At 60.6% G+C, this 20,708-nt stretch carries 22 protein-coding genes; 18 read left to right on the top strand and 4 right to left on the bottom strand.

The genetic code is table 11. The features are described 5' to 3' along the window. Positions 1 to 199: 199 nt before the first annotated feature. Positions 200 to 1,402, bottom strand: a complete 1,203-nt coding sequence (locus V9T28_RS14860) for a pyridoxal phosphate-dependent aminotransferase (RefSeq protein ID WP_116399686.1) — start codon at positions 1,400 to 1,402, stop codon at positions 200 to 202. Positions 1,403 to 1,717: 315 nt separating this feature from the next. Here V9T28_RS14860 and V9T28_RS14865 point away from each other — a divergent pair, with 315 nt between their 5' ends. After that, complete coding sequence (locus tag V9T28_RS14865) at positions 1,718 to 1,870, top strand: hypothetical protein (RefSeq protein WP_158554735.1); 153 nt, start codon at positions 1,718 to 1,720, stop codon at positions 1,868 to 1,870. Positions 1,871 to 1,886: 16 nt separating this feature from the next. On the opposite strand, the gene V9T28_RS14870 is transcribed toward V9T28_RS14865, so the two are convergent. After that, positions 1,887 to 2,534 (bottom strand): DUF3053 family protein, encoded by a 648-nt coding sequence (locus V9T28_RS14870; protein ID WP_339071770.1) that lies wholly within the window; start codon positions 2,532 to 2,534, stop codon positions 1,887 to 1,889. Between the two features lie 264 nt (positions 2,535 to 2,798). Between V9T28_RS14870 and V9T28_RS14875 the strand changes: the two genes are divergently transcribed. The 5 genes from V9T28_RS14875 to V9T28_RS14895 all read left to right on the top strand — a co-directional run bounded on the left by V9T28_RS14875 (position 2,799) and on the right by V9T28_RS14895 (position 6,960). Continuing rightward, positions 2,799 to 3,785: an HlyD family secretion protein gene (locus V9T28_RS14875; protein ID WP_116399688.1), complete on the top strand. Its 987-nt coding sequence runs from the start codon at positions 2,799 to 2,801 to the stop codon at positions 3,783 to 3,785. Beyond that, complete coding sequence (locus V9T28_RS14880; protein WP_116399689.1) at positions 3,782 to 4,699, top strand: ABC transporter ATP-binding protein; 918 nt, start codon at positions 3,782 to 3,784, stop codon at positions 4,697 to 4,699. The genes V9T28_RS14875 and V9T28_RS14880 overlap by 4 nt, the downstream gene beginning before the upstream one ends. Further along, positions 4,696 to 5,820, top strand: coding sequence for an ABC transporter permease (locus V9T28_RS14885; RefSeq protein WP_116399690.1), 1,125 nt, complete (start codon positions 4,696 to 4,698; stop codon positions 5,818 to 5,820). The genes V9T28_RS14880 and V9T28_RS14885 overlap by 4 nt, the downstream gene beginning before the upstream one ends. Before the next feature lie 11 nt (positions 5,821 to 5,831). Beyond that, positions 5,832 to 6,326, top strand: coding sequence for a GNAT family N-acetyltransferase (locus V9T28_RS14890; protein WP_116399691.1), 495 nt, complete (start codon positions 5,832 to 5,834; stop codon positions 6,324 to 6,326). Between the two features lie 295 nt (positions 6,327 to 6,621). Then, a complete protein-coding gene (locus V9T28_RS14895) occupies positions 6,622 to 6,960 on the top strand; it encodes a hypothetical protein (protein WP_116399692.1) in 339 nt (112 codons plus the stop codon). Between the two features lie 37 nt (positions 6,961 to 6,997). On the opposite strand, the gene V9T28_RS14900 is transcribed toward V9T28_RS14895, so the two are convergent. Both V9T28_RS14900 and V9T28_RS14905 read right to left on the bottom strand, forming a co-directional pair. Then, entirely contained in the window at positions 6,998 to 8,236 is a 1,239-nt protein-coding gene (locus V9T28_RS14900; protein ID WP_116399693.1) for a DUF1501 domain-containing protein, read from the bottom strand. Positions 8,237 to 8,238: 2 nt separating this feature from the next. Then, entirely contained in the window at positions 8,239 to 9,828 is a 1,590-nt protein-coding gene (locus tag V9T28_RS14905) for a DUF1800 domain-containing protein (RefSeq protein ID WP_116399694.1), read from the bottom strand. A 185-nt stretch (positions 9,829 to 10,013) separates the two neighbouring features. On the opposite strand from V9T28_RS14905, the gene V9T28_RS14910 reads away from it, so the two are divergent. The 12 genes from V9T28_RS14910 to V9T28_RS14965 all read left to right on the top strand — a co-directional run bounded on the left by V9T28_RS14910 (position 10,014) and on the right by V9T28_RS14965 (position 20,661). Then, positions 10,014 to 10,961, top strand: coding sequence for a metallophosphoesterase family protein (locus tag V9T28_RS14910; RefSeq protein WP_116399695.1), 948 nt, complete (start codon positions 10,014 to 10,016; stop codon positions 10,959 to 10,961). 47 nt (positions 10,962 to 11,008) lie between these two features. After that, on the top strand, positions 11,009 to 11,386 hold the full coding sequence (locus V9T28_RS14915; RefSeq protein ID WP_116399890.1) for a cupredoxin domain-containing protein: 378 nt from the start codon (positions 11,009 to 11,011) through the stop codon (positions 11,384 to 11,386). Between the two features lie 71 nt (positions 11,387 to 11,457). After that, the gene (locus V9T28_RS14920; protein ID WP_158554736.1) at positions 11,458 to 11,742 is read left to right on the top strand and encodes a hypothetical protein; all 285 of its coding nucleotides are present in this window, start codon (positions 11,458 to 11,460) and stop codon (positions 11,740 to 11,742) included. Positions 11,743 to 11,761: 19 nt separating this feature from the next. Continuing rightward, positions 11,762 to 12,334 (top strand): cytochrome b, encoded by a 573-nt coding sequence (locus tag V9T28_RS14925; protein ID WP_158554737.1) that lies wholly within the window; start codon positions 11,762 to 11,764, stop codon positions 12,332 to 12,334. Positions 12,335 to 12,337: 3 nt separating this feature from the next. Beyond that, positions 12,338 to 12,856: a sigma-70 family RNA polymerase sigma factor gene (locus V9T28_RS14930; RefSeq protein ID WP_281024234.1), complete on the top strand. Its 519-nt coding sequence runs from the start codon at positions 12,338 to 12,340 to the stop codon at positions 12,854 to 12,856. Next, positions 12,853 to 13,653, top strand: a complete 801-nt coding sequence (locus V9T28_RS14935) for an anti-sigma factor family protein (protein WP_116399698.1) — start codon at positions 12,853 to 12,855, stop codon at positions 13,651 to 13,653. Before V9T28_RS14930 ends, V9T28_RS14935 begins: the two co-directional genes overlap by 4 nt. 215 nt (positions 13,654 to 13,868) lie before the next feature. Continuing rightward, positions 13,869 to 14,342, top strand: a complete 474-nt coding sequence (locus tag V9T28_RS14940) for a hypothetical protein (protein ID WP_147306400.1) — start codon at positions 13,869 to 13,871, stop codon at positions 14,340 to 14,342. A 10-nt stretch (positions 14,343 to 14,352) separates the two neighbouring features. Beyond that, positions 14,353 to 15,501 (top strand): AAA family ATPase, encoded by a 1,149-nt coding sequence (locus tag V9T28_RS14945; protein ID WP_116399700.1) that lies wholly within the window; start codon positions 14,353 to 14,355, stop codon positions 15,499 to 15,501. After that, positions 15,498 to 16,601: a tetratricopeptide repeat protein gene (locus tag V9T28_RS14950; protein ID WP_116399701.1), complete on the top strand. Its 1,104-nt coding sequence runs from the start codon at positions 15,498 to 15,500 to the stop codon at positions 16,599 to 16,601. The genes V9T28_RS14945 and V9T28_RS14950 overlap by 4 nt, the downstream gene beginning before the upstream one ends. A gap of 48 nt (positions 16,602 to 16,649) precedes the next feature. After that, complete coding sequence (gene uvrB / locus V9T28_RS14955) at positions 16,650 to 19,157, top strand: excinuclease ABC subunit UvrB (protein WP_116399702.1); 2,508 nt, start codon at positions 16,650 to 16,652, stop codon at positions 19,155 to 19,157. Positions 19,158 to 19,321: 164 nt separating this feature from the next. Then, positions 19,322 to 20,206, top strand: a complete 885-nt coding sequence (locus V9T28_RS14960; protein WP_116399703.1) for a ParA family protein — start codon at positions 19,322 to 19,324, stop codon at positions 20,204 to 20,206. Continuing rightward, positions 20,203 to 20,661, top strand: a complete 459-nt coding sequence (locus tag V9T28_RS14965; RefSeq protein WP_147306401.1) for a hypothetical protein — start codon at positions 20,203 to 20,205, stop codon at positions 20,659 to 20,661. Before V9T28_RS14960 ends, V9T28_RS14965 begins: the two co-directional genes overlap by 4 nt. Positions 20,662 to 20,708: the final 47 nt, after the last annotated feature.

A 20,708-nucleotide genomic window follows, 5' to 3' on the forward strand; every position in this document is an offset into this window, starting at 1 on the left:
CCCCTTCTCCCATCGGGAGAAGGTGGCTTGCGAAGCAAAACGGATGAGGGGACTCGGAATCATCGCTGGCGCAACTCTTGCCGTAGCCAATCTCGCGAGGGTGTCCCCTCATCCGACCGACTTCGTCGGCCACCTTCTCCCTCTGGGAGAAGGGGTGCGCCGATTCATTTGCGCTATGTCGACAACGGTCGCGCGCGTCTCACCGCAATTCGGCGCAGAATTTCTGGATCTTCTTGCACGCCTCTTCGAGCAGCTTGTTCGACGTCGCGTAGGAAATACGGAAGTTCGGGCCGAGGCCGAAGGCCGAGCCGTGCACCGCTGCAACACCCTCGACATCGAGCAGCGCTGAGACGAAATCCTCGTCGGTTTTGATCACCGTGCCATTCGGCGCCGTCTTGCCGATGGCTTCCGAGCAGTCGGGATAGACGTAGAACGCGCCTTCCGGCTTCGGGCACTTGAGGTATTTCGCCTGGTTGAGCATCGAGACGACGAGGTCGCGACGCTCCTCGAAGGCCTTCTTGCTGGTGTGGACGTAATCCTGCGGCCCATTCAGCGCCTCGACCGCCGCCCATTGCGCGATCGAGCAGGCGCCCGAGGTCTGCTGGCCCTGGATCATGTCCATGGCCTTGATCAGCTTTTCGGGACCCGCGGCATAGCCGATGCGCCAGCCGGTCATGGCATAGGCTTTCGACACGCCGTTCATGGTGAGCGTGCGCTCGTAGAGCGACGGTTCGACCTGGGCCGGGGTAGCGAAGACGAAATCGCCGTAGGTCAGGTGCTCGTACATGTCGTCGGTCAGCACCCAGACATGCGGATGCTTCACCAGCACGTCGGTAATGGCCTTCAGCTCGGCGTGGGTATAGGCCGCGCCGGTCGGGTTCGACGGCGAATTGAGCACGAGCCACTTGGTCTTCGGCGTGATCGCGCGGTCGAGATCCGCCGCCTGCAGCTTGAAATTATGCGCGATCGTGCAATTGACAAAGACCGGCGTGCCGCCGCACAGCGCCACCATCTCCGGATAGCTCACCCAATAGGGCGCCGGAATGATCACCTCGTCGCCGGGGTTGACCGTCGCCATGAAGGCGTTGAACAGGATCTGCTTGCCGCCGGTCCCGACGATCGTCTGGGACGGCTTGTAGTCGAGGCCGTTCTCGCGCTTGAACTTCTTGGCGATTGCCTCGCGCAGCGGCGCGATGCCGGAGACCGGCGTATATTTCGTCTCGCCGCGCATGATCGCGTCGATCGCCGCCTTCTTGACATTGTCCGGCGTGTCGAAATCCGGCTCGCCGACCGAGAGCGAGATCACTTCGCGCCCTTGCGCTTTCAGGTCGCGGGCTTTCTGGGTGACGGCAATGGTCGCAGAAGGCTTCACACGGGAAAGGGCGTCGGCAAGAAAGGCCATGATTTGCTCCAAAAGGTCATTTCGCCTGTCAAAAGGCGGACGGGACCATATTGGCCGGAGGCCCGAAGGGCAATCAAAAAGCTCTGATCAAAACGATCAACATGGGAAATAATCCCAGCAGTCGTAAGCTCTGACCTACAAGAAGGCCGCACTGTCATCCCGGGCGTGACCCGGGATGACAATCGTTGATGTCACATGAGGCCGAGGCAGGGGGCGCTGGTTTAAGCGGTCCGCCGCACGCCGCGTGCGCTAGCGCACAGCGGGCGCGCGGGCTTTATCCCATGGTCATCCTGTCTTTTACGGACGGGGATGAACATGTCGATCAAGGACTTTTTTGGGAAGGATCTTTCGGCGAGCGAACCGGCGCTCGATGTCGCCTATCTGGCGAAGCGGCAACTCCATGTGTCTGCCGCCTTGCTGATCGGCTTCATCCTGGTGGCGTTCCCGCTCGTCTTCAGTAGACTTTGAACCGTGGAAGTAGACTTTAACCGCGGACGACAGTTTGGAATTTCTGCACCAGCGGCAGCAGCTTGGCATTCGTCTCGTTCACCTTTTGAATGAGGCCATTCACATCCGGCTCCAGCGCCGGATCGGTCGTCACCGGCGCATCGCCGGCAATTTCGAACGACCCCTTGTTTTGCTCGATAAAGGCGATCATTTGCAGCGACGAGGCGGTGCGCGCCGACATTTGCGCGATCACATCCGATAGGGCATCGCCCGGCGCGGTCACGACGCGCGCATAGGCTTTATCGAAAACCTCCCGCACATCATCCGGCATTTTCAGACTGGCGTGTTTGACGTCGGTCGCATGCACGAGCCCGGTCAGATCCTGATTGAGGCCGGTCAGCGCGGCGCTCGCGGCGGTCAAATCGTCCTTATGCTGGACGAGCGTCGCGATGGAGCGAAAATACGGCGCGGAGACGCGGAATTGGTCCATCGCCTTCGCCTGCAGCCCATCGAACCCCTGCTTGAACGCGACCAGCACCGCGAGATCTTCGGCATAGGGCCCCAGCGCCTTGATCTGGTCGGCATTCAGATCGGGCAGATTGGCGCCCGCCTTGTCCAAAGTCCCGCTCTGGAGCGCATCGATCAACGCCTTGCGCTGCTCCGAATCGTCCCCGCATCCCGCCAAAAAGGCCGCCAGCCCAAGAACAATAAAAGAACGACGAGAAAAATACGACATCGACCCAATCACCCCACTTCAACATGGAACCCGGGTTTAGGCCGCCATTGGTTAATTTTACCGATACGCGCCTAAATTTTAACCATGGTCTGTGAAACTCTTGCAGGCTTGCGTATCTTTTAACCGGTTCGACTTGAGCAAGGTCAATTTAAACTGTGGCGCGGCCGAACATCATCCATAATCGAGTTTTGACCCTAGCAGAGCAATTCCCTGATGCGGCGCATCTTTCTCCCCCTTGTGTTTTTGGCGATCGTGGTCGCGGCGTGGGTCTACACCGCGCAGCGCGGCCCGCTGGGCACCGAATGGCAGGGTTATGCGGAAGGCGACTATGTGAAGGTCGGGCCGACCCTCGCCGGCCTCGTGACGACGGTGCATGTGGCGCGCGGCGATGTGGTGGCTAAGGATGCGCCGCTGTTCGACCAGGATGACGTGAACGACAAGGCGGCGCTCGATCAGGCCGCACGGCTCTACGGCCAGGCGCAAAATCAGTTGCACAATTTGCAGACCCCCGCCCGCGACACCGAAATCCAGACCGCCGAGGCCAATCTGCTCGATGCGCAGGCCGCCCGCGACAAGGTGCGCATCAATCTCGCCCGCAACCAGGATCTCCTGAAAACCGGCGCCGCTTCGACCCAATTGGTCGAGGATCAAAAAGCCGATCTGCGCTCGGCCGAAGCCAAAGTGCAGGGGCTTGAAGCCTCGCTGGCGCAAATGCGTTCGTCCTACGGCCGCGAAGGCGATATCAAGGCGCAAGGCGCGGCGGTGGAGGCGGCCCAAGCGGTGATCGCCCAGGCGCGCTGGAAGCTCGACCAGCGCCATGTCATCGCGCCCGCCGCCGGCACAATCGCCGATGTCATGGTGCGGCCCGGAGAAATGGTGAGTGCCGGCGCCCCCGTCGTCTCGCTGCTGCCGCCCGAGAACGTCTTCGTGCGCTTCTTCGTTCCCGAACCCGACCTCGCCAAGCTCCACCTCGGCGACAAAGTCGGGATCGTTTGCGACAATTGCGTGCGCGACCTGACCGCGCAAATCTCCTTCATTGCGCCGCAGGTCGAATACACCCCGCCCGTGATCTATTCCGAGGCGCAGAACGCCAAATACGTCGTCCTTCTAGAAGCACGGGCCCAGAAAGGCGCGGCGCTGCGCCTCAATCCCGGCCAGCCCGTCACTGTCCGCCCTCTCGGCTCAGGCGCGCAGCCATGAACGGCGAGCCGGTCATCGACGTGCGCAACCTACGCAAGGATTTCGGCCCGCGCAAAGTGGTCGAAGACCTGTCGCTGCAGGTCGAGCAAGGCGAGATCTGCGGCTTTCTCGGCGCGAACGGCAGCGGCAAAACCACGACGATCCGCATGTTGTGCGGCCTGCTCGTGCCGGATGCGGGCTCGGGCACCTGCATCGGCTTCGACATCATCCGCGAGGCGCAAAGCATCCGCCGCCATGTCGGCTATATGACGCAGAAATTCAGCTTCTACGAGGACCTGACCGTCGCTGAAAATCTCCATTTCGTCGCCAGCGTCTACGAGATGAAGAACAGCCGGCGAGCGGTCACGGAGATCATGGAGCGCATGGGCCTCGCCGACCGGCGCGATCAACTGGCGGAACACCTCTCGGGCGGCTGGAAACAGCGCCTCGCGCTTGCCGCCTGTGTGCTGCACCAGCCGAAACTGTTGCTGCTCGACGAGCCCACCGCCGGCGTCGACGCCAAGGCACGGCGCGAATTTTGGGATCTCATCCACGACATGGCGGGCGAAGGCCTCACCGTGCTCGTCTCCACCCATTACATGGACGAAGCCGAGCGCTGCAAACGCGTCGTCTATCTTGCCGGCGGCCGCATCGTCGTGCAAGGCACGGCCGATGAGGTGACGGAGCACTCGGGCCTCATCACCTTCGAGGCAACCGGCGCCGATGTCGACGCCGCCGCACGCATTTTGCGCCGCACGCCTGGTGTCGAGGCCGCCGCCGTGTTCGGCCCCGCGCTGCATGTCGCCGGCACCGACCGGGCCGCATTGACGAAAGCATTGCAATCGCTCGAACCGGCACTCGACTGGCAAGAGGTGCCGCCGCGGCTCGAAGACGTTTTCATCCACATGCTGAGCGTGAAAGGGGACGGCACATGACCGGCTTCTCGCTGCGCCGCCTGAACGCGCTATTGCGCAAGGAATGGATTCAGGTCCGCCGCGACGCCATGACTTTGCGCATGATCATCCTCATTCCGATCATGCAGCTCTTTCTGTTCGGCTATGCGATCAACGCCGATCCCAAACACCTACCCGCCGGCCTGCTGGTCGCAGAACACTCTGCCTACGAGCGCTCGATCATCGCCGCGATGAAGAACTCCGGCTATTACGACATCCGCCCACTGCGCAGCGAAGAGGAAGCGAATCAGGCCCTGGCGCAAGGCACCCTGCTCTTCGTGATCCAAATGCCGCCGGGATTCGATCGCGCGGTCGACCGGGGTGAATCGCCAAGCATCCTCGTCGATGCGGACGCGACTGACCCGTCCGCCATCGGCAATGCGACGGCGGCGCTCGGTCATCTGACCGATGCCTTGCAGCGCGACCTGCCGCCGAACCTGCAGACCGTTGCCGCCCAGCCGCCGTTTCAATTCACCGTCCACGCCCGCTACAATCCAGAGCAGCTCACGGTGCTCAATATCGTGCCCGGCCTGATCTGCATCGTGCTGACCTTTTCCACGCTTTTCGTGACGACGCTGTCGATCACCAAGGAGCGCGAGCGCGGCACGATGGAAAATCTGCTCGCCATGCCGGTGCGGCCGCTCGAAGTCATGATTGCGAAGATCGCGCCCTATATGGTGATTGGTTATCTGCAAGTGGCGATGATCCTCATCTGCTCCACCGTCTTCTTCCACCTGCCGATCCGTGGCTCTATCCCCTTACTGCTGTTCGCGCTCGGCCTCTTCATCGCCGGCAATCTTGCGCTGGGCGTATTCTTCTCGACGATCTCGAACAACCAGATGCAGGCGACACAACTCGCGCAATTCACGCTGATGCCGAGCTTCCTGCTCTCGGGCTTCATGTTCCCCTTCCTCGGCATGCCGAAATGGGCGCAGGTGATCGGCGAGATTCTGCCGACCACGCACGCCATGCGGATGGTGCGCGGCATGCTGCTGAAAGGCAACGGCTGGAGCGAAATCTGGCCCGACGTATGGCCGATCGGCCTGTTCGCCCTGATTGTCATCGGCATCGCGATCTGGTTCTATCGCGAGACATTGGATTAGGGGCTTTCGTGATGACGTCATTCACCTTGCGCGCGGTTCGCGCCGGCGACGCGGAGGAACTTGCGCGGATGGCCAATCTGCCGGGGTTCCGCAGCGGAACGTTGCGCATTCCCTTCGAGAGCGTCGAGTCCTGGAAAAGGCGTCTCGACAACACGGGGCCCGAACTCACCTGGATCGTTGCGGAAATCAACGAGCAGCTCATCGGCACGGGAAATCTGCGCGCCTATACGCCCGCGCGCACAGCTCACATCGGCGAGATCTTTCTTGGTGTTGCAGACACGCATGTGGGCCGAGGCGTCGGCAACGCGCTGCTTGCCGCGCTGATCGACGTGGCCGACAATTGGCGCGGGCTAAAGCGGTTGGAGCTCGACGTGTTCGCCGACAACGAACCGGCGATCCGCCTCTACAAGAAACACGGTTTCGAAGTCGAAGGCCGCTGCCTGAAGGCCGGGTTCCGCAACGGCGAATATGTCGACACGCTGATGATGGCGCGGTTGCGGTTTTGAGTTGAGACACAATCACTTTGCCGTCATTGCGAGCGAAGCGAAGCAATCCATCTCCCAACCTATGTGCTTGGTAAATTCGCCGACGGAACCGCATCACTCATGTCAAATACACGGATTTGGGGATGGATTGCTTCGCTCCGCTCGCACTCAACTTGGGCTTGCCCAAGTTGAGCATTTTAAGATGTTGCGAACCCGCGCAAGCGCGGTTCGTAATGACGGACGGCGAATTGCCGGCCTCCATGACCTACGGCATCAATTCGTTGAACTTATCTCTTTCGCCATGAAACGGACGAACATGGGAACACCCCTTGCCTATGGTCTTCTTCTCATTGCCGCCTGCCTCGAGGCGGGCGGCGACGCGCTTGTCAGGCTCGGTCTGCACAGCCATCAGGGCGCGGCGCGGATCGGGCTGTTCCTCGCCGGAGCTGCCGTGCTGTTCCTCTACGGCCTCTGCGTGAACGCACCGCCGTGGGATTTCGGGCGCCTTCTCGGCGTTTACGTAACGCTGTTCTTTGTCGTCGCCCAAGTGCTCAATTTCGCGATGTTCGGCGTCAAGCCGGATCTGTCCATTCTCGTCGGCGGCGCGTTGATCTTCACAGGCGGATTGGTGATGACGCTATGGCGGCCATGGTAGCCGATCACGCGCATGCAGAAGGTGAAAGGAAGACGCCCTACGCGATCAAACCCTGCATCGGTTTCACCGCGCCCGACTCCGGAAACACCTTGTCGCCCAGCACCGCGGCCGACAGGCCGAACTGATCGGCGAGCAGCCCCTTCAGCACGCCGCGCAAATCCGTCGTCGGCGCGAGGTCGCGGTTCTGGTAGAGTTGGTTGTCCTTCAGCCCCGGCCAATCGGCGATCATGCGGCCGCCCTTGACCGCGCCGCCGGCGAGGAAGGCCACCGTCCCGGTGCCGTGATCGGTGCCGACCGTGCCGTTGATCCTCGCCGTGCGGCCGAATTCGGTGATCGCGACAATGGCCGTGTCCTTCCACTTGTCGCCAAGACCCTTTTGAAACTCGTCGAACGCGCCATCGAGACCCGAGAGCCGGTTGGCCAATTGGCCGGTCGCGCCGCCTTCATTGGCATGGGTGTCCCAACCGTCGAATTCGAGCGCGGCGACCCGCGGGCCGTCGTCCTCGACGATCAATTTCGCCGCGCCCATCGCCGCCTGGCGCATGCCGGCGGGCTGGTCCATCGCGCCGCGCGACCGCGCCATGTCGCCGCTGAGGCCGCCGGCGGTCGCCATCTTGTCGGTGTCGAGGCCCTCGCGCAGAGCCTGTTCCAGCATCGGATCGCGGTGTTTGTAAAGATCGAGCACGCGCGCGGCGAGATCGTCGCCGGCGGTCGGCAGGTTCTGCGGCGCCCAGCCGAGCACGGGCGCATGGCCGCGCATCACCAGCGGCGCGACGGCGCCGACGCCGAGGCCGCGCACCGGCCGCACCTTGTCGCCGGCGGGCAGATTGGCGATCGCCCGGTTGAGCCAGCCGGAGTCCACGCGGCCCGGCCCCGGATAGCCGCTCTCCAGCACATCCTGCCCGTCGAAATGCGAGCGTTCGCGATAGCTCGTTGCCACCGCATGCACGGCAAGCGCCTGGCCGTCCTTGTAGAGCCGGGCGAAGGTCGGCATGGACGGATTGAGTGCGAAGAACGAGTCGAGCGGCAAGGCCGCATTGGTGCCCGTCAGCGACAGAGCGATGTCGCCGTGCAGGCGGGCATAATCGGGGTCCCCCACCGGCGCGAGCGCGGAAAGCCCGTCGAGCGCGCCGCGCAGGATGATGACGATAAGGCGCGGATCGCGCCCGTCCGCCGCGCGGGCGAATTTCGGCAGGTAAGCCCAGGCGACCATGGCGCCGCCGGTGAGCAGCAAGGCACGGCGCGACGGCGAAGGGGTTTCGCACAAAAAGGCCATCTCTATCTCCGCTGGAATTCGGGTGACATGAACAGAATGGCGAGCGCCTGCTGGCGCGTCTCGGCGCGGGAGATCGCTTCGCGCGTCTCGCGCGAGGTTGCGAGGCCGGCGGCCGTGTCGAGCACGGAGAGCGGGTTGCCCATGTCCCTGACCCGCTGGGCAATTTGCCAGGAAATGTCGAGGCGCACCTTCATCGCCTCGGGCGAGGCCCATGCTTCGCTGACATCGGGATAGCCGTTCGGCCCCGGCGGCTGCCACAGGCCCATGCCAAGCGCATTGAGGCCGCCAAGGATGGGATTGGGATCGCTCGCCTTGTAATCGAGCGCGCGAGCGGCGGCGATCAGGAAATCGCTGGGATTGCGGATCTTGGTGAGCGGCGCCTTCCACGCGCCGTCGTCCTCGATCAGCGCCGCCGACACGATTTTCAGATCGCCATCCGAATCGTGAAACGCCTTGGCGAGCTTCGCGACCAGAGCGGGCGGCGGATTGTCGGCGACGAAATGGCGCGCGAGCTTGGTCGCGATATGGGTCGCGGTCGAGGGATGGCGCGCAAGATCGCTCAGCGCCGCCTCGCCCTGCGCGAGGCCGTCCTGGTCGTAGCTTTTACCGAGCAGAATCTTCGGTCCCGGCTCGTGCCAGTTCGGAATGAAGGCGAAGGTTCCCGGCTCGCCGATCCGCCCTTCGCGGCCGGCGAATGTCCAGCCGGTGATCATGGCGGCGAGCGAGGTGACATCGGCCTGACTATAGCCGCCGCCGACGCCGAGCGTGTGCAGTTCCATCGTCTCGCGGGCGAGATTTTCGTTCAGGCCCTTGTGTTGACTTTGCCCGGCCTTGGAATTGGGGCCGATCGATTGCTGGTTGTCGAGATAAAACAGCATGGTGGGATGCTGTTCGACCGCTTTCAGCATATCGGCGAAGCGGCCGAACACGTAGGGACGGATCGCCTCGCGCTCGAACGAGCCGGCCGCAACGCGCACGAACTGGCCCTTAGCCACCGACACCGCAAAATGGTTCGACCAGAACGCCACCATCCGCTCGGCAAAACCGGCGTCCGCAGCGATCTGTTGCGCGAACCGCGCCAGCGCCTCGGCCCGGAAGATCTTTTGCTCGATCGGCGGTTCGGGCGGCTTCGGCTTGGCATCGGACGAAGGCGCCATCATGGGCGCGGCGCCCGCCGAGGGCGGCGTCATGGCTGCCGCGCCCGCTTGCATCTGCATCGTGGTGGGATTGGCCGGCGGGGTGTCCGGCTTGGGTTGCGCCGATGCAGAATTGGCGGGCGCCGCATTCGATGGGGGCTGCATCGCGCCCGGCGCCGGAGATGCAGATGCCATCTTATTGTCTTGCGGAGGTTGCGTTTGCGCCGCAGCCAAACGCTGCAGCCGCTTCTGCTCCTGGTCGGCAAACATCGCTTGCAAATTCGTCTTGGTCGGCGCGAGATCTGGCGTCAGGGCGATGAGCGCCACGTCCGGCTTCGCCATCTCCTGCGCGAGAAAGCCGCGCGGATCGGCTGCCGCCGCCGCCAAATCGCCGGGCCGAGCGCCAAGGCCAAACCGGTTCAGCGCAACGAGCGCCGCCTGCGGGTCCGCAGCCATCCGTTCCATTCCTTTTTTGTGGATCTGCCAAGCGCATATAAACACGGCGAAACTGGCTGTTTGATGAACGGACGCCTTACAAATTGTTCATGTTGACCCAAAAAATTTCACCTCCTCGGGAATAAATCGTCGCCGCGCGCAGTCTCTCCAGCATCCGCACCTTCGGATCGCTCGAGGAGACATTCATGTCGCACCCCCACGATGAATCGGACAGCAACGGCGTCAGCCGCCGCCATGCTCTGGAATGTATGATTTGGGCCGGCACCGGCCTGCTCTGGACCGTTGCCGGCGGTGTGCCGAAGTCCATGTTGCTGACAGAGGCCAAGGCGGCAACGCCGACGGGTTTCAGCTTCCTGCAGATCAGCGACAGCCATATCGGCTTTGACAAAGCGGCCAATCCGCATGCGCTCGATACGCTGAAAGAGGCGATCGACAAGATCAACGCCATGCCGGCGAAACCCGCGTTCATGATTCACACCGGCGACATCACCCATCTGTCGAAGGACAGCGAATTCGACAATGCCGCGCAGATCATCGGCAGCACCAAGCTCCAGACCTTCTATGTGCCCGGCGAACACGACATGATCGACCCCGATCAGGGCAAGGCCTATCTCGACCGCTACGGCAAGAACACCAAGGGTTCGGGCTGGTATTCCTTCGATCAAAACGGCGTGCATTTCATCGGCCTCGTCAATGTCGTCAATTTGAAAGCCGGTGGTCTTGGCCTTCTGGGAGAGGAACAACTCGCCTGGCTCGCCGACGACTTGCGCAACATATCCAAGTCGACGCCGATTGTGGTCTTCGCGCATATTCCGCTCTGGACCATCTATCCCCAATGGGGTTGGGGCACCGACGACGGCGGCCGCGTGCTCGACATGCTGAAAGACTATGGTTCGGTCACGGTGCTGAACGGCCATATTCATCAGATCGTACAGAAGGTCGAAGGCAATATGACCTTTCATACCGCGCGTTCGGTCGCCTTCCCGCAGCCGGAACCCGGCAAGGCGGCGTCTCCTGGCCCGATGGTCGTGCCCGCCGATAAATTGCGCGACATGCTCGGCCTGACCAGCGTTACCTACACGGTCGGCAAGCACGATCTCGCCATCATCGACACGACGCTCAGCGGCAATTGATCGGCATCGCGGCAAACGCCGGCGCCCATCGCAATCAGGAGCGAATCATGTGGAAACGACTAGGCATCGGCCGCGCCTGCGCGTGCCGGATCGAGAGGTCGCGCCGTCTCTTTCTTGTCCTCGGCGCAACGCAGCTTCTGGCTGCGACACTGCTCCTTGCAGCGGCGCGTGCGGACGATGGCGCTTCGGTAACGATCGACAATTTCACCTTCTCGCCCCAAACCCTCACGGTTGCAGCGGGAACGACCGTCGTCTGGAAAAACAATGACGACATTCCGCACCTGGTGGTCGCGAACGACAAAAGCTTCAGGTCGAAGGCGCTCGACACCGACGACAGCTACAGCTTCACCTTCACGACACCAGGCACCTACAACTACTTCTGCGGTCTGCACCCGCATATGACCGGCACGGTCGTGGTGAAGTAGCGATATGATGAAACAGGCTCGGTCGTGATCTCTACGCAGCCCGGGCCGCCAACTTGGTTGAGAGGCACGCCATGAAACCGCTGTCCGCCCCCTTCATTGTTCTGATCCTGACCACGAGCGCCTTCGCGATGAACCGGACTTATACGCCCGCGACGTCTTGCGCTGCCGTTGCCGGTTTGGTGAAAACCCAAGGCGCGGTCGTTCTGGACACCGGACCTAACACCTTTGATCGCTATGTGCGGCAAACAAGCATGTGTTCCCGCGATGAATATACGGTTCCGGCCTGGGTTCAAACCTCGAACGATCCGCACTGCTTTGTCGGCTATCAATGCGCGCCGCGGATCGGGGAACGCTGATGCAGAATGGAGCATTTCCATGCAAGCCTTATCCTATACGGCAACCGCGAAAGCTCTGCACTGGCTGATGGCCGGCCTCATCTTCACCGGCGCCGCCATCGGCCTCAGCCATGCGTATATGTCGACTGGCGCCATGTTGTTCTGGCTCAACGTGCATTATGCCATCGGCCTCTGCGTGATCGCCTTGAGCATCCTGCGCCTTGCTTGGCGCGCGACCCATGCGGTGCCGCCCCTGCCCGCCACGATCGCAGCCCTTCTGCGCCATTTGGCCCATGGCACGCATCTGGTGCTGTACGGGCTGATGGTGGTGGTACCCATGAGCGGCGCGCTTTCCTATTTTGCACGCGGCAAGGCTATGGATTTAGGCCTGTTCCAAATCCCGCCGCTGCTCGCACGCAACCCGCATCTCGCCAGCACCATGCTGCAAGTGCACGGCTGGCTCGCTTACGGCTTTATCGCGGCGATTGGCGCACATATCGGCGCCGCCCTGCTGCACCAATTTGTCTTGGGCGACGAAATCTTGTCGCGCATGCTACCCAAAGGCTTTATAAGGCTCCCGCCCCTGCCGCGGCGCGCCAAAGCGACGGACTAGAATTTGACCGACGAGAGGATTGCGACACGTTTTCAAGAGATCGTCATGCCCCATCTCGATGACGCGCTGTCTTTGGCCCGCTGGCTCACCGGCAACCGGGACGATGCGGAGGATGTGGTGCAGGATGCGTGCCTGCGCGCCCATGGCGCGCTCGACACGTACGCTGGTGGGTCCGCCAGAGCCTGGCTTCTCGCCATCGTGCGCAATACGGCCTTCACCTGGCTCGCCAAGAACCGCCGCAAAACCCTGGTCTTCACCGACGACGAAACGCATCTCGACCAGATCGATCCCGACGCCACACCCGAGGCCGCATTGATTGCCAAAACCGATGCCCTTGCATTGAACCGCGCCATTGCCGACTTGCCGGAACAATTCCGCGAGGCTCTGGTGCTGCGCGATCTGCAGGGCCTGTCATACAAGGACATTGCTGAAACCTGCGGCGTGCCGATCGGAACGGTGATGTCGCGCCTCACCCGCGCGCGCAATCTTTTGCTGACGCGATTGAAGGAGGGCAACGCATGAGCGACCTCTCCCCGCGCGACAAAATCTTGCGGCTCAATGCGTATCTCGATGGCGAATTGGATGCGGGCAACGTTCTCGCCATGGAAGACCTGCTGCGCCAGGACGCCGGCCTCAAAGCCGAACACGACCGCCTTGTCGCGTTGCGCGGCGCCCTGCGGCAAGTAACACCGGAGCGCGCGCGTGACGACTTCCGCGCGAAAATCGCCGCGATCGGCGCGCCCAAGCCGGCGGACAATGTGGCGCATCTCAACTTCGCCTTGCCGCGCAAGACTTTCTGGACGGGTGGAGAATGGCAGCGGCTCGCGGCGACCTTCCTGATCGCGGCCTTTCTCGGCGGCGGCCTCACCTATTGGCTGACCGTGCCGAATGCCGACGATCTGCTGGCACAGAACCTGGTGACCGACCACCAGCGCAGCCTGCTCGCCGCGCAGCCCTTCGATGTCGCCTCCAGCGACCGGCATACGGTGAAGCCGTGGTTCGACACCAAGCTCGCGATCTCGCCGCCGGTCGTACTCCTGACCGAAGACGGTTTCGAGCTCGCCGGCGGCCGCGCCGACATCGTCAAGGGCCGCGCGGTTCCGACCATGGTCTACCGCCGCCGTGAGCATCTCATCAGCGTCACGGCCATCCCCCAAATTGGCAGCGAAATCCCGCCGCTGCCGCCGCGCGCGCTCAATGGCTACAATGTGCTGACCTGGCAGGGCCAGGGCTTCACCTATTGGGCGGTCTCCGACATCGCGCCGGAGGAATTGGCGGGATTTGCCAAGGCCTTCCAGAAGGCCGCGGCGGCCTTGTAGGCTACGCAATGACTCAAAAGTCATGGTCAAGGGCCGGGCCTCGATAATCCGATATGTCAAGTTGCCGCTCCAGCTATTCCATGCCTATTTTTGTGGAAAGTTGGGCGGGCTAGTCCATGATCGACGGTCGCGGCGCAAAATTTGCAGCCTCAGCCGGAAACGGCGCGAAAGCTGCCTCGCAGACACCGTCTACGACGGTTGTAGCGGGTAGCGTTGTGACAGTGCTGCTTGCGGCAACGATTTTAACTTGGGGTGCAAAAGCACCGGAAAACGGCGCGACATCGGTCGGCGACATGGGCTACGAGGCCGCCACCGTTGCCCGCGATGAGACCGACAGCGCACTCGAGACATTGGACCCGAATACGCAATCGCTCATTGGCGCCGACGTCAAGTCGTGTCGTCAGCGCCTCGCGGTCATTACGGTCGACAAAATGCCCGCTACGCCCGGCGGCATTTTCCGCATCCGGTCCGGCGCGTATCTTTCACCTTTCTACACGGTCACTGAGGAGCCGCAGCGAATTGCCTATCCGTTTCCCACCCCCTACGAAACAGGCACAGGGGATATTTCGATCGAGGGCTGGGTCGCAGGCACACGCCTCTATCTCTCTCCGACCTTGGGCCCAACAGCCATAAACGGCAAGCTCGTCATTCACTTGCGTTGGCACGTCGACAAGTCTTGCGACATCTAAAGGATTGGCCATGAACAGCGTGCTCGACCGCCATCCGACCCTCTCGCTTCTGATCGTGATGACGGGCGCTTCGCTCTTGACCGCTGCAATTATGGCCCTCGTGACTGGCGGTGTCGGCGCACTCGCGCATTTGATCACCAGCGACAACCTCCCTCGCCTCATGGCGGCGCTCGCGATTATCCTCATTGGAGCGCTCATCACCTATTCCTTGCAACGGCTGGCAAGAGTCTCGGCTCATGTCACGCCGACCAGCAAAGGGGCGCAAATCGAGCCCGAACAATTACGCCTTTTGAAAATTGAATTCCTTCCTCCCGACATCCAGCAGGGCCGCTCGACGCAGGAAGCCCTGGACGATCTGGATCGGATGATCGGCCTGATGCCGGTCAAGGCGGAAATCAACACGCTCATCGCGCGCCTGCAACTCGAACAGCGGAGGCGCCAGGAAGGCATGAGAGTCACGGCGGTGACGCAACATATGATTTTCTATGGGCCGCCCGGCGTCGGCAAAACAGAAGTTGCGCGGGCGCTCGGCGATATTTTCCGTGGTCTGGGCGTCCTCAGAAAGGGCCATCTGGTCGAGGCGCAGAGATCCGATTTGGTTGGTCAATATATCGGACACACGGCGCAAAAAACCCTGGACCTGTGCCAACGGTCCCTCGACGGAATTCTCTTCATCGACGAAGCGTACAGCCTCTATGTTCAAGAAGCGGCAAATGACTTTGGCCGCGAGGCCATCGACACGCTTCTGAAGTTCATGGAGGACAATCGCGAAAGGTTGATCGTTATCGTTGCCGGATACAAGGCCAAAATGATCAGCTTTCTGCAAGCCAATGACGGCTTGGCCAGCCGCTTCTCGAAAAGCATCGATTTCCCGCCCTATTCGAGCGAAGAATTGTGCAAGATCATGGCGAGCATGGCGAACGGCCAAGGGTTTCATTTGCCAAGCGGCTATGAGGAAAAAATCATTCCCTGGATCGAAACGCACAGAAGCGGCGAGCGCTGGGGCAATGCGCGGTCCGTTCGCAACGCTTTCGAAAAAATGCGCGAAGCGCAGGCGGTGCGCCTCATGGACAACCCCGCTTCCGGCCACATCGACAATATTGCGCTTGAAGATGTGGAGGCCGCCATAACCCTGATGGAAAAGAGCTCTTTGGTATGAGTAAGGCGCTGATCCTCGCCCATCGCATTCTGTGGTACGACGACAAATGGTACCGCCTGTGCGGATATGTGGCGCCGGCTCTCCTCGCGACATTGGGCGCGACATGCGTTTTGTCGTGGAGCAATAACTGGGACGTGCCGGGGCAATCCCAAGCAGACTGGATAAAACCTCAAACGCCCGCTCAGGTGCTTGAAGAGGCGCACGCCTTGCGCGACAGAGCTGCGTTCGATCCTGTTGCCTTAAATACGCTCAGGGGGCGCGCCGACGTCGGGGATCCCGTCGCACAATTTGATCTCGCGTCGCTCTACGATACGGGCCTGAATTTAAGCAAGAACTTTGGCGGCGATATGCCCACGGCCATGCATTACTATTACGCCCTTGCACAGCGCGGCGATATGACGTCCGAGTACCGTTACGGCTTCAATTTGGTTTATGGAAAGGGCGTGCCGGCAGACCCCGGCCAGGGCATCCCTTGGATCGTCAAGTCAGCAAACGGGAACTACATCCCAGCGATGCGAACGTTGGCAACGATCTATCGCAGCGGAACAGGCGTTGCCGCCAACCCGCAAATATCGCTGGAATGGACACAGAAGGCAGCGGACGCGGGTGATCACCTCGCTCAAGCCGAAATCGGCGATGCCTTCTGGTTCGGCGCCCCGCCCTATCCGAAAGATCCAGCCAAAGCGGTGGAATGGTTCTTGAAAGCGGCCGCCGACCCGAAGCAGGTCGAGGCGCGATGGTGGTTGGGGGTTGCCTATCACGATGGAACCGGCGTCCAGATCGATCAGACCCAAGCCATGAACTGGTTCCGCCAGGCGGCCGAACTCGGGGATGTGCGGGCAGCGGCCCAATTGGGGATCGGATATTTTGAGGGCAAGCCGCCCTACACTGCCGACAATGCGCAGGCGTTCAAATGGCTCAAATTCGCCGCGAATTCGCCGAAAGAATCCGTTGCCCAGCGCGATCTGGGCCTGATGTATTTCGCGGGTCGCGGGACGCCGGCAGATTTGAACCAGGCCAAATCCTGGCTTCAACAGGCCTCGACCAATGGCGATCCGGTCGCGCGGGACCTGCTTGCCCGCATGAGCACGTTGAAATGATCGGGCTGCTGACTTCCCCTGTCAGCAGACTCGCCCCATATTAGCGGCATGCCGAAGACTCCAAGATCCCCCCGCACGCCGCGCTCCAAGGCGTCGCGTCCCGATGTGAAGCCCCTCGACGCCCATCTCGCCGAATTGCTCAATCCGGCGCTGAGCGAGCCGCGGGACGGGTTTCACGAGGCGGCGGCGGCATTCGATGCGGATGTCCAGCATCCGCGCGGCATGTCTGGCGCGGCGGCCACGGTCGAGACGCTCAAGGCGCTGCTGGAGAGCGGCAATCCCCTGTTCCAGCAGGGCAAGCCCTGGGTGCCACATCGGCCGGCCCGGCCGGAGAAATCGGAAGGCGGCATCAAATTCGAGATCGTCTCGGATTATCAGCCGAAGGGCGACCAGCCGAGCGCCATCGCCGAACTGGTCAACGGGATCGATGCCCAGGAGCGCGACCAGGTGCTGCTCGGCGTGACCGGCTCCGGCAAGACCTTCACCATGGCGCAGGTGATCGAGAAGACCCAGCGCCCGGCACTGATCCTGGCGCCGAACAAGACGCTGGCGGCGCAGCTCTACGGCGAGTTCAAGAGCTTCTTCCCCAACAATGCGGTGGAATATTTCGTTTCCTATTACGATTATTACCAGCCCGAAGCCTATGTGCCGCGCACCGACACCTATATCGAGAAGGAAAGCTCGATCAACGAGCAGATCGACCGCATGCGCCACGCCGCCACGCGCGCGCTGCTGGAGCGCGACGATGTGATCATCGTCGCCTCCGTGTCCTGCATCTATGGTATCGGCTCGGTCGAGACCTATACGGCCATGACCTTCTCCATGAAGGTCGGCGAGCGGGTGGATCAGCGGCAGGTCATTACCGATCTCGTGGCTTTGCAATACAAGCGCACGCCGGATTTTTCGCGCGGCGCGTTCCGCGTGCGCGGCGACACGATTGAAGTTTTTCCTGCCCACTATGAGGATCGCGCCTGGCGCATCAATTTCTTCGGCGACGAGATCGAGAGCATCGCCGAATTCGATCCGCTGACGGGCAAGAAGACGCAGGACCTCGAATTCGTCAAAGTCTATGCCAATTCGCATTATGTCACGCCGCGCCCAACCCTGTTGCAGAGCATCAAAGGCATCAAGGACGAATTGAAGGGGCGGCTCAACGAGTTGACGCGCATGGGCCGCCTGCTCGAGGCGCAACGGCTCGAGCAGCGCGCGGTGTTCGACATCGAAATGCTGGAGGCCACCGGCTCCTGCGCCGGCATCGAGAATTATTCGCGCTATCTCACCGGCCGCCGGCCGGGCGAGCCGCCGCCGACTTTGTTCGAATATCTGCCCGACAATGCTTTGGTGTTCACCGACGAAAGCCATGTCACCGTGCCGCAGATCGGCGCCATGTATAAGGGCGACTTCCGCCGCAAGGCGACGCTCGCCGAATATGGCTTCCGCCTGCCCTCCTGTCTCGACAATCGGCCGTTGCGTTTCGAGGAATGGGAAGCGATGCGGCCGCAGACGATCCATGTCTCGGCGACGCCCGGCTCCTGGGAGATGGACCAGACCGGCGGCGTGTTCGCGGAGCAGATCATCCGCCCGACCGGCCTGATCGATCCCGTCATCGACGTGCGCCCGGCGCGCAGCCAGGTCGACGATCTGCTCGGCGAAGTCAAGGAAATGGCGGCGCAAGGCTATCGCACGCTCGTGACCGTGCTGACCAAGCGCATGGCCGAGGACCTGACCGAATATCTGCACGATAACGGCGTCCGCGTGCGCTACATGCATTCGGACATCGATACGATCGAGCGCATCGAAATCATCCGCGACCTGCGTCTCGGAGCGTTCGACGTGCTCGTCGGCATCAACCTGTTGCGCGAAGGCCTCGACATTCCCGAATGCGCGCTCGTCGCCATTCTCGATGCCGACAAGGAAGGTTTTTTGCGCTCGGAAACCTCGCTCATTCAGACCATCGGCCGCGCCGCGCGCAATGTCGACGGCCGCGTCATTCTCTATGCCGATCATGTGACCGGCTCGATGGAACGCGCCATGGCCGAAACCGAGCGCCGCCGCGAGAAGCAGCAGGCCTATAATGCGGCAAACAACATCACGCCGGAATCGATCAAGCGCGGCATCCAGGACATTCTCGGCTCGGTCTACGAGCAGGATCACGTGACGGTCGATGCCGGCCTCGCCAAGGGCGCCCTCGTCGGCCACAATCTCAAGGCCGCCATCGCCGACATGGAAAAGGAAATGCGCGCGGCAGCGGGCGATCTCGACTTCGAACGCGCCGCAAGATTGCGCGACGAAATCAAGCGCCTGCAGGCAACGGAACTCGCCATTGCCGACGACCCGCTGGCGCGGCAGGAAGCGGTGGACGATGCGACCGGCGGCTACCGCGGCAACCGCAAATACGGCACCGCCGCCAACCTGCCGCAAACCCGCGTGCGCAAACCGACGGACGAGGATATGGGCCCGCACAATTGGGGCGGAGGAGAGGCACGTCCGGCGGCGCGGAGCACGGCTGGGCGAGGTGGGACGAGAGGTGGGAAGGCAAAGCCGTTTAGGGGGTGAACCAGCTCAAGCCTTACATACATCGTGCAAAAAGACGCAGAATGCGCTTTTTAAGCGTTAGCACGAATAGTGGCGTTTTTTTACGTGGAACATCTGGCGATCAGACAAAATGATGGTAACGTATCTTCCGGGTGTCATCTTAATGATTTGAAGCGGGTTCGCTTATGGGCAAAATCGTTTGTTTCATCAGTGAAAAAGGTGGAGTGGGAAAAACTACAGCCTGTTTCGAGATTGCCATAGCGCTCACTCACGTACACAAATTGAAGGTGCTCGTTATCGATGCTGATTATCAGCGCGGGGGCATAACAGGCCGGCTTGAACCTGGACTTATCCCACATTTTACTAAAGGCGAAATGCCCGGAACATCGCTGTTTCATAAATTTCAACAGATATATAGTGCCATGCCTCTGACTCTGAATTTAGATATTCGCAAAAGCCAGTTTAATATCGATTTTGTTCCTGCAGATCCGAGACTCTCTTCCGTTTCTGAAGATAAGCTACCGAGCGGCAAAACAATCAAACAAAACAATAAATTGATGTTAAGTCACCTCATGACTGTTGGCGCGGTGCTTGAGCCTTTAAAGTTGCAGTATGATTATATTTTAATCGATTGCCATCCAGAAGTATCCTCGCTTTTGCGAGCGGCAATTTACGCCAGTGACTATGCAGTATCTCCTGTTAAATTAGATCTGCAATCGTCAATTGGCGTCCCGACTGTGATTGCAGAAATCGATGGTGTGAATGATGATGTCGCCGCTATTATGACAACATTGGGAGAGCCTGCAACGTATACGCCTACGACCTTTTCTGGTGCAATTGGTATGATGGCGCGGGAATACGCGAGTGATTTAAAAGCTTCTGAAAGTGCCGAGTACAATCGTATAGCGCGTACCGGCAAAATTTTTGCCCGCTACGTAACTGAAGGAGATGGCTTAAGGCAGGCAGCTCAATATCGAACATCTGTCCGCTACATAAATGGTCAGAATGCGAGTAAGCAAACGTCGCAAATAAATGCTGTAACAGCCGAGTTTCTTACAAAATGCCCATGACACCTACAGACCTTAAACGTCTTATAGCGCTACTTGGTGCTACGGGGGCTGCGGCCGGTCTTCGAGAGAGCGACGTTGTTCAATACGACTCTTTGATTGAGCTCGCGGAAAAATCCAAAATTAAAATATGGACTGATATCTCTCATCATGAACTTGTTGAGCTACTTATACAGAGCGTTCATGCTGTGAAAATAAAATCAATCGACGAACTCATGGAGATGGATTACGATCATCTTATTCGGTATTTTTCTGAGACGGCTCCTTCAAATAGCGCTTTGCTCAAAATAATGAAAGATTTGAACTATAAGGTTAGCGCCGAAGACAAAAAACATCTTCGCAGATTTGTTGCGCGCCAAATCAGCGAGACCGCGCTATTTTCTAAAGTTGCTTCCGGAGACGAGCGTAAAGAAGCAGCTACAAACTCGACGAAACAACAGACCTCGAAGACGAAATAAATTTAATATTAGAATTGGTTACGGTGACGACGCACATAATTGACGTC

The organism is Methylovirgula sp. 4M-Z18 (assembly GCF_037890675.1).
In the GTDB taxonomy this organism is placed as follows: Bacteria; Pseudomonadota; Alphaproteobacteria; order Rhizobiales; family Beijerinckiaceae; genus 4M-Z18.

What these genes read in the sequence shown, in the direction of transcription:
- V9T28_RS14890 (WP_116399691.1), top strand. Translation starts at nt 5,832, where the DNA reads ATGACGTCATTCACCTTGCGCGCGGTTCGCGCCGGCGACGCGGAGGAA.
- V9T28_RS14960 (WP_116399703.1), top strand. Translation starts at nt 19,322, where the DNA reads ATGGGCAAAATCGTTTGTTTCATCAGTGAAAAAGGTGGAGTGGGAAAA.
- V9T28_RS14965 (WP_147306401.1), top strand. Translation starts at nt 20,203, where the DNA reads ATGACACCTACAGACCTTAAACGTCTTATAGCGCTACTTGGTGCTACG.
- V9T28_RS14905 (WP_116399694.1), bottom strand. Translation starts at nt 9,828, where the DNA reads ATGGCTGCGGACCCGCAGGCGGCGCTCGTTGCGCTGAACCGGTTTGGC.
- V9T28_RS14935 (WP_116399698.1), top strand. Translation starts at nt 12,853, where the DNA reads ATGAGCGACCTCTCCCCGCGCGACAAAATCTTGCGGCTCAATGCGTAT.
- V9T28_RS14945 (WP_116399700.1), top strand. Translation starts at nt 14,353, where the DNA reads ATGAACAGCGTGCTCGACCGCCATCCGACCCTCTCGCTTCTGATCGTG.
- V9T28_RS14925 (WP_158554737.1), top strand. Translation starts at nt 11,762, where the DNA reads ATGCAAGCCTTATCCTATACGGCAACCGCGAAAGCTCTGCACTGGCTG.
- V9T28_RS14865 (WP_158554735.1), top strand. Translation starts at nt 1,718, where the DNA reads ATGTCGATCAAGGACTTTTTTGGGAAGGATCTTTCGGCGAGCGAACCG.
- V9T28_RS14880 (WP_116399689.1), top strand. Translation starts at nt 3,782, where the DNA reads ATGAACGGCGAGCCGGTCATCGACGTGCGCAACCTACGCAAGGATTTC.
- V9T28_RS14950 (WP_116399701.1), top strand. Translation starts at nt 15,498, where the DNA reads ATGAGTAAGGCGCTGATCCTCGCCCATCGCATTCTGTGGTACGACGAC.
- V9T28_RS14920 (WP_158554736.1), top strand. Translation starts at nt 11,458, where the DNA reads ATGAAACCGCTGTCCGCCCCCTTCATTGTTCTGATCCTGACCACGAGC.
- V9T28_RS14875 (WP_116399688.1), top strand. Translation starts at nt 2,799, where the DNA reads ATGCGGCGCATCTTTCTCCCCCTTGTGTTTTTGGCGATCGTGGTCGCG.
- V9T28_RS14895 (WP_116399692.1), top strand. Translation starts at nt 6,622, where the DNA reads ATGGGAACACCCCTTGCCTATGGTCTTCTTCTCATTGCCGCCTGCCTC.
- V9T28_RS14900 (WP_116399693.1), bottom strand. Translation starts at nt 8,236, where the DNA reads ATGGCCTTTTTGTGCGAAACCCCTTCGCCGTCGCGCCGTGCCTTGCTG.
- V9T28_RS14860 (WP_116399686.1), bottom strand. Translation starts at nt 1,402, where the DNA reads ATGGCCTTTCTTGCCGACGCCCTTTCCCGTGTGAAGCCTTCTGCGACC.
- V9T28_RS14915 (WP_116399890.1), top strand. Translation starts at nt 11,009, where the DNA reads ATGTGGAAACGACTAGGCATCGGCCGCGCCTGCGCGTGCCGGATCGAG.
- V9T28_RS14885 (WP_116399690.1), top strand. Translation starts at nt 4,696, where the DNA reads ATGACCGGCTTCTCGCTGCGCCGCCTGAACGCGCTATTGCGCAAGGAA.
- uvrB (WP_116399702.1), top strand. Translation starts at nt 16,650, where the DNA reads ATGCCGAAGACTCCAAGATCCCCCCGCACGCCGCGCTCCAAGGCGTCG.
- V9T28_RS14910 (WP_116399695.1), top strand. Translation starts at nt 10,014, where the DNA reads ATGTCGCACCCCCACGATGAATCGGACAGCAACGGCGTCAGCCGCCGC.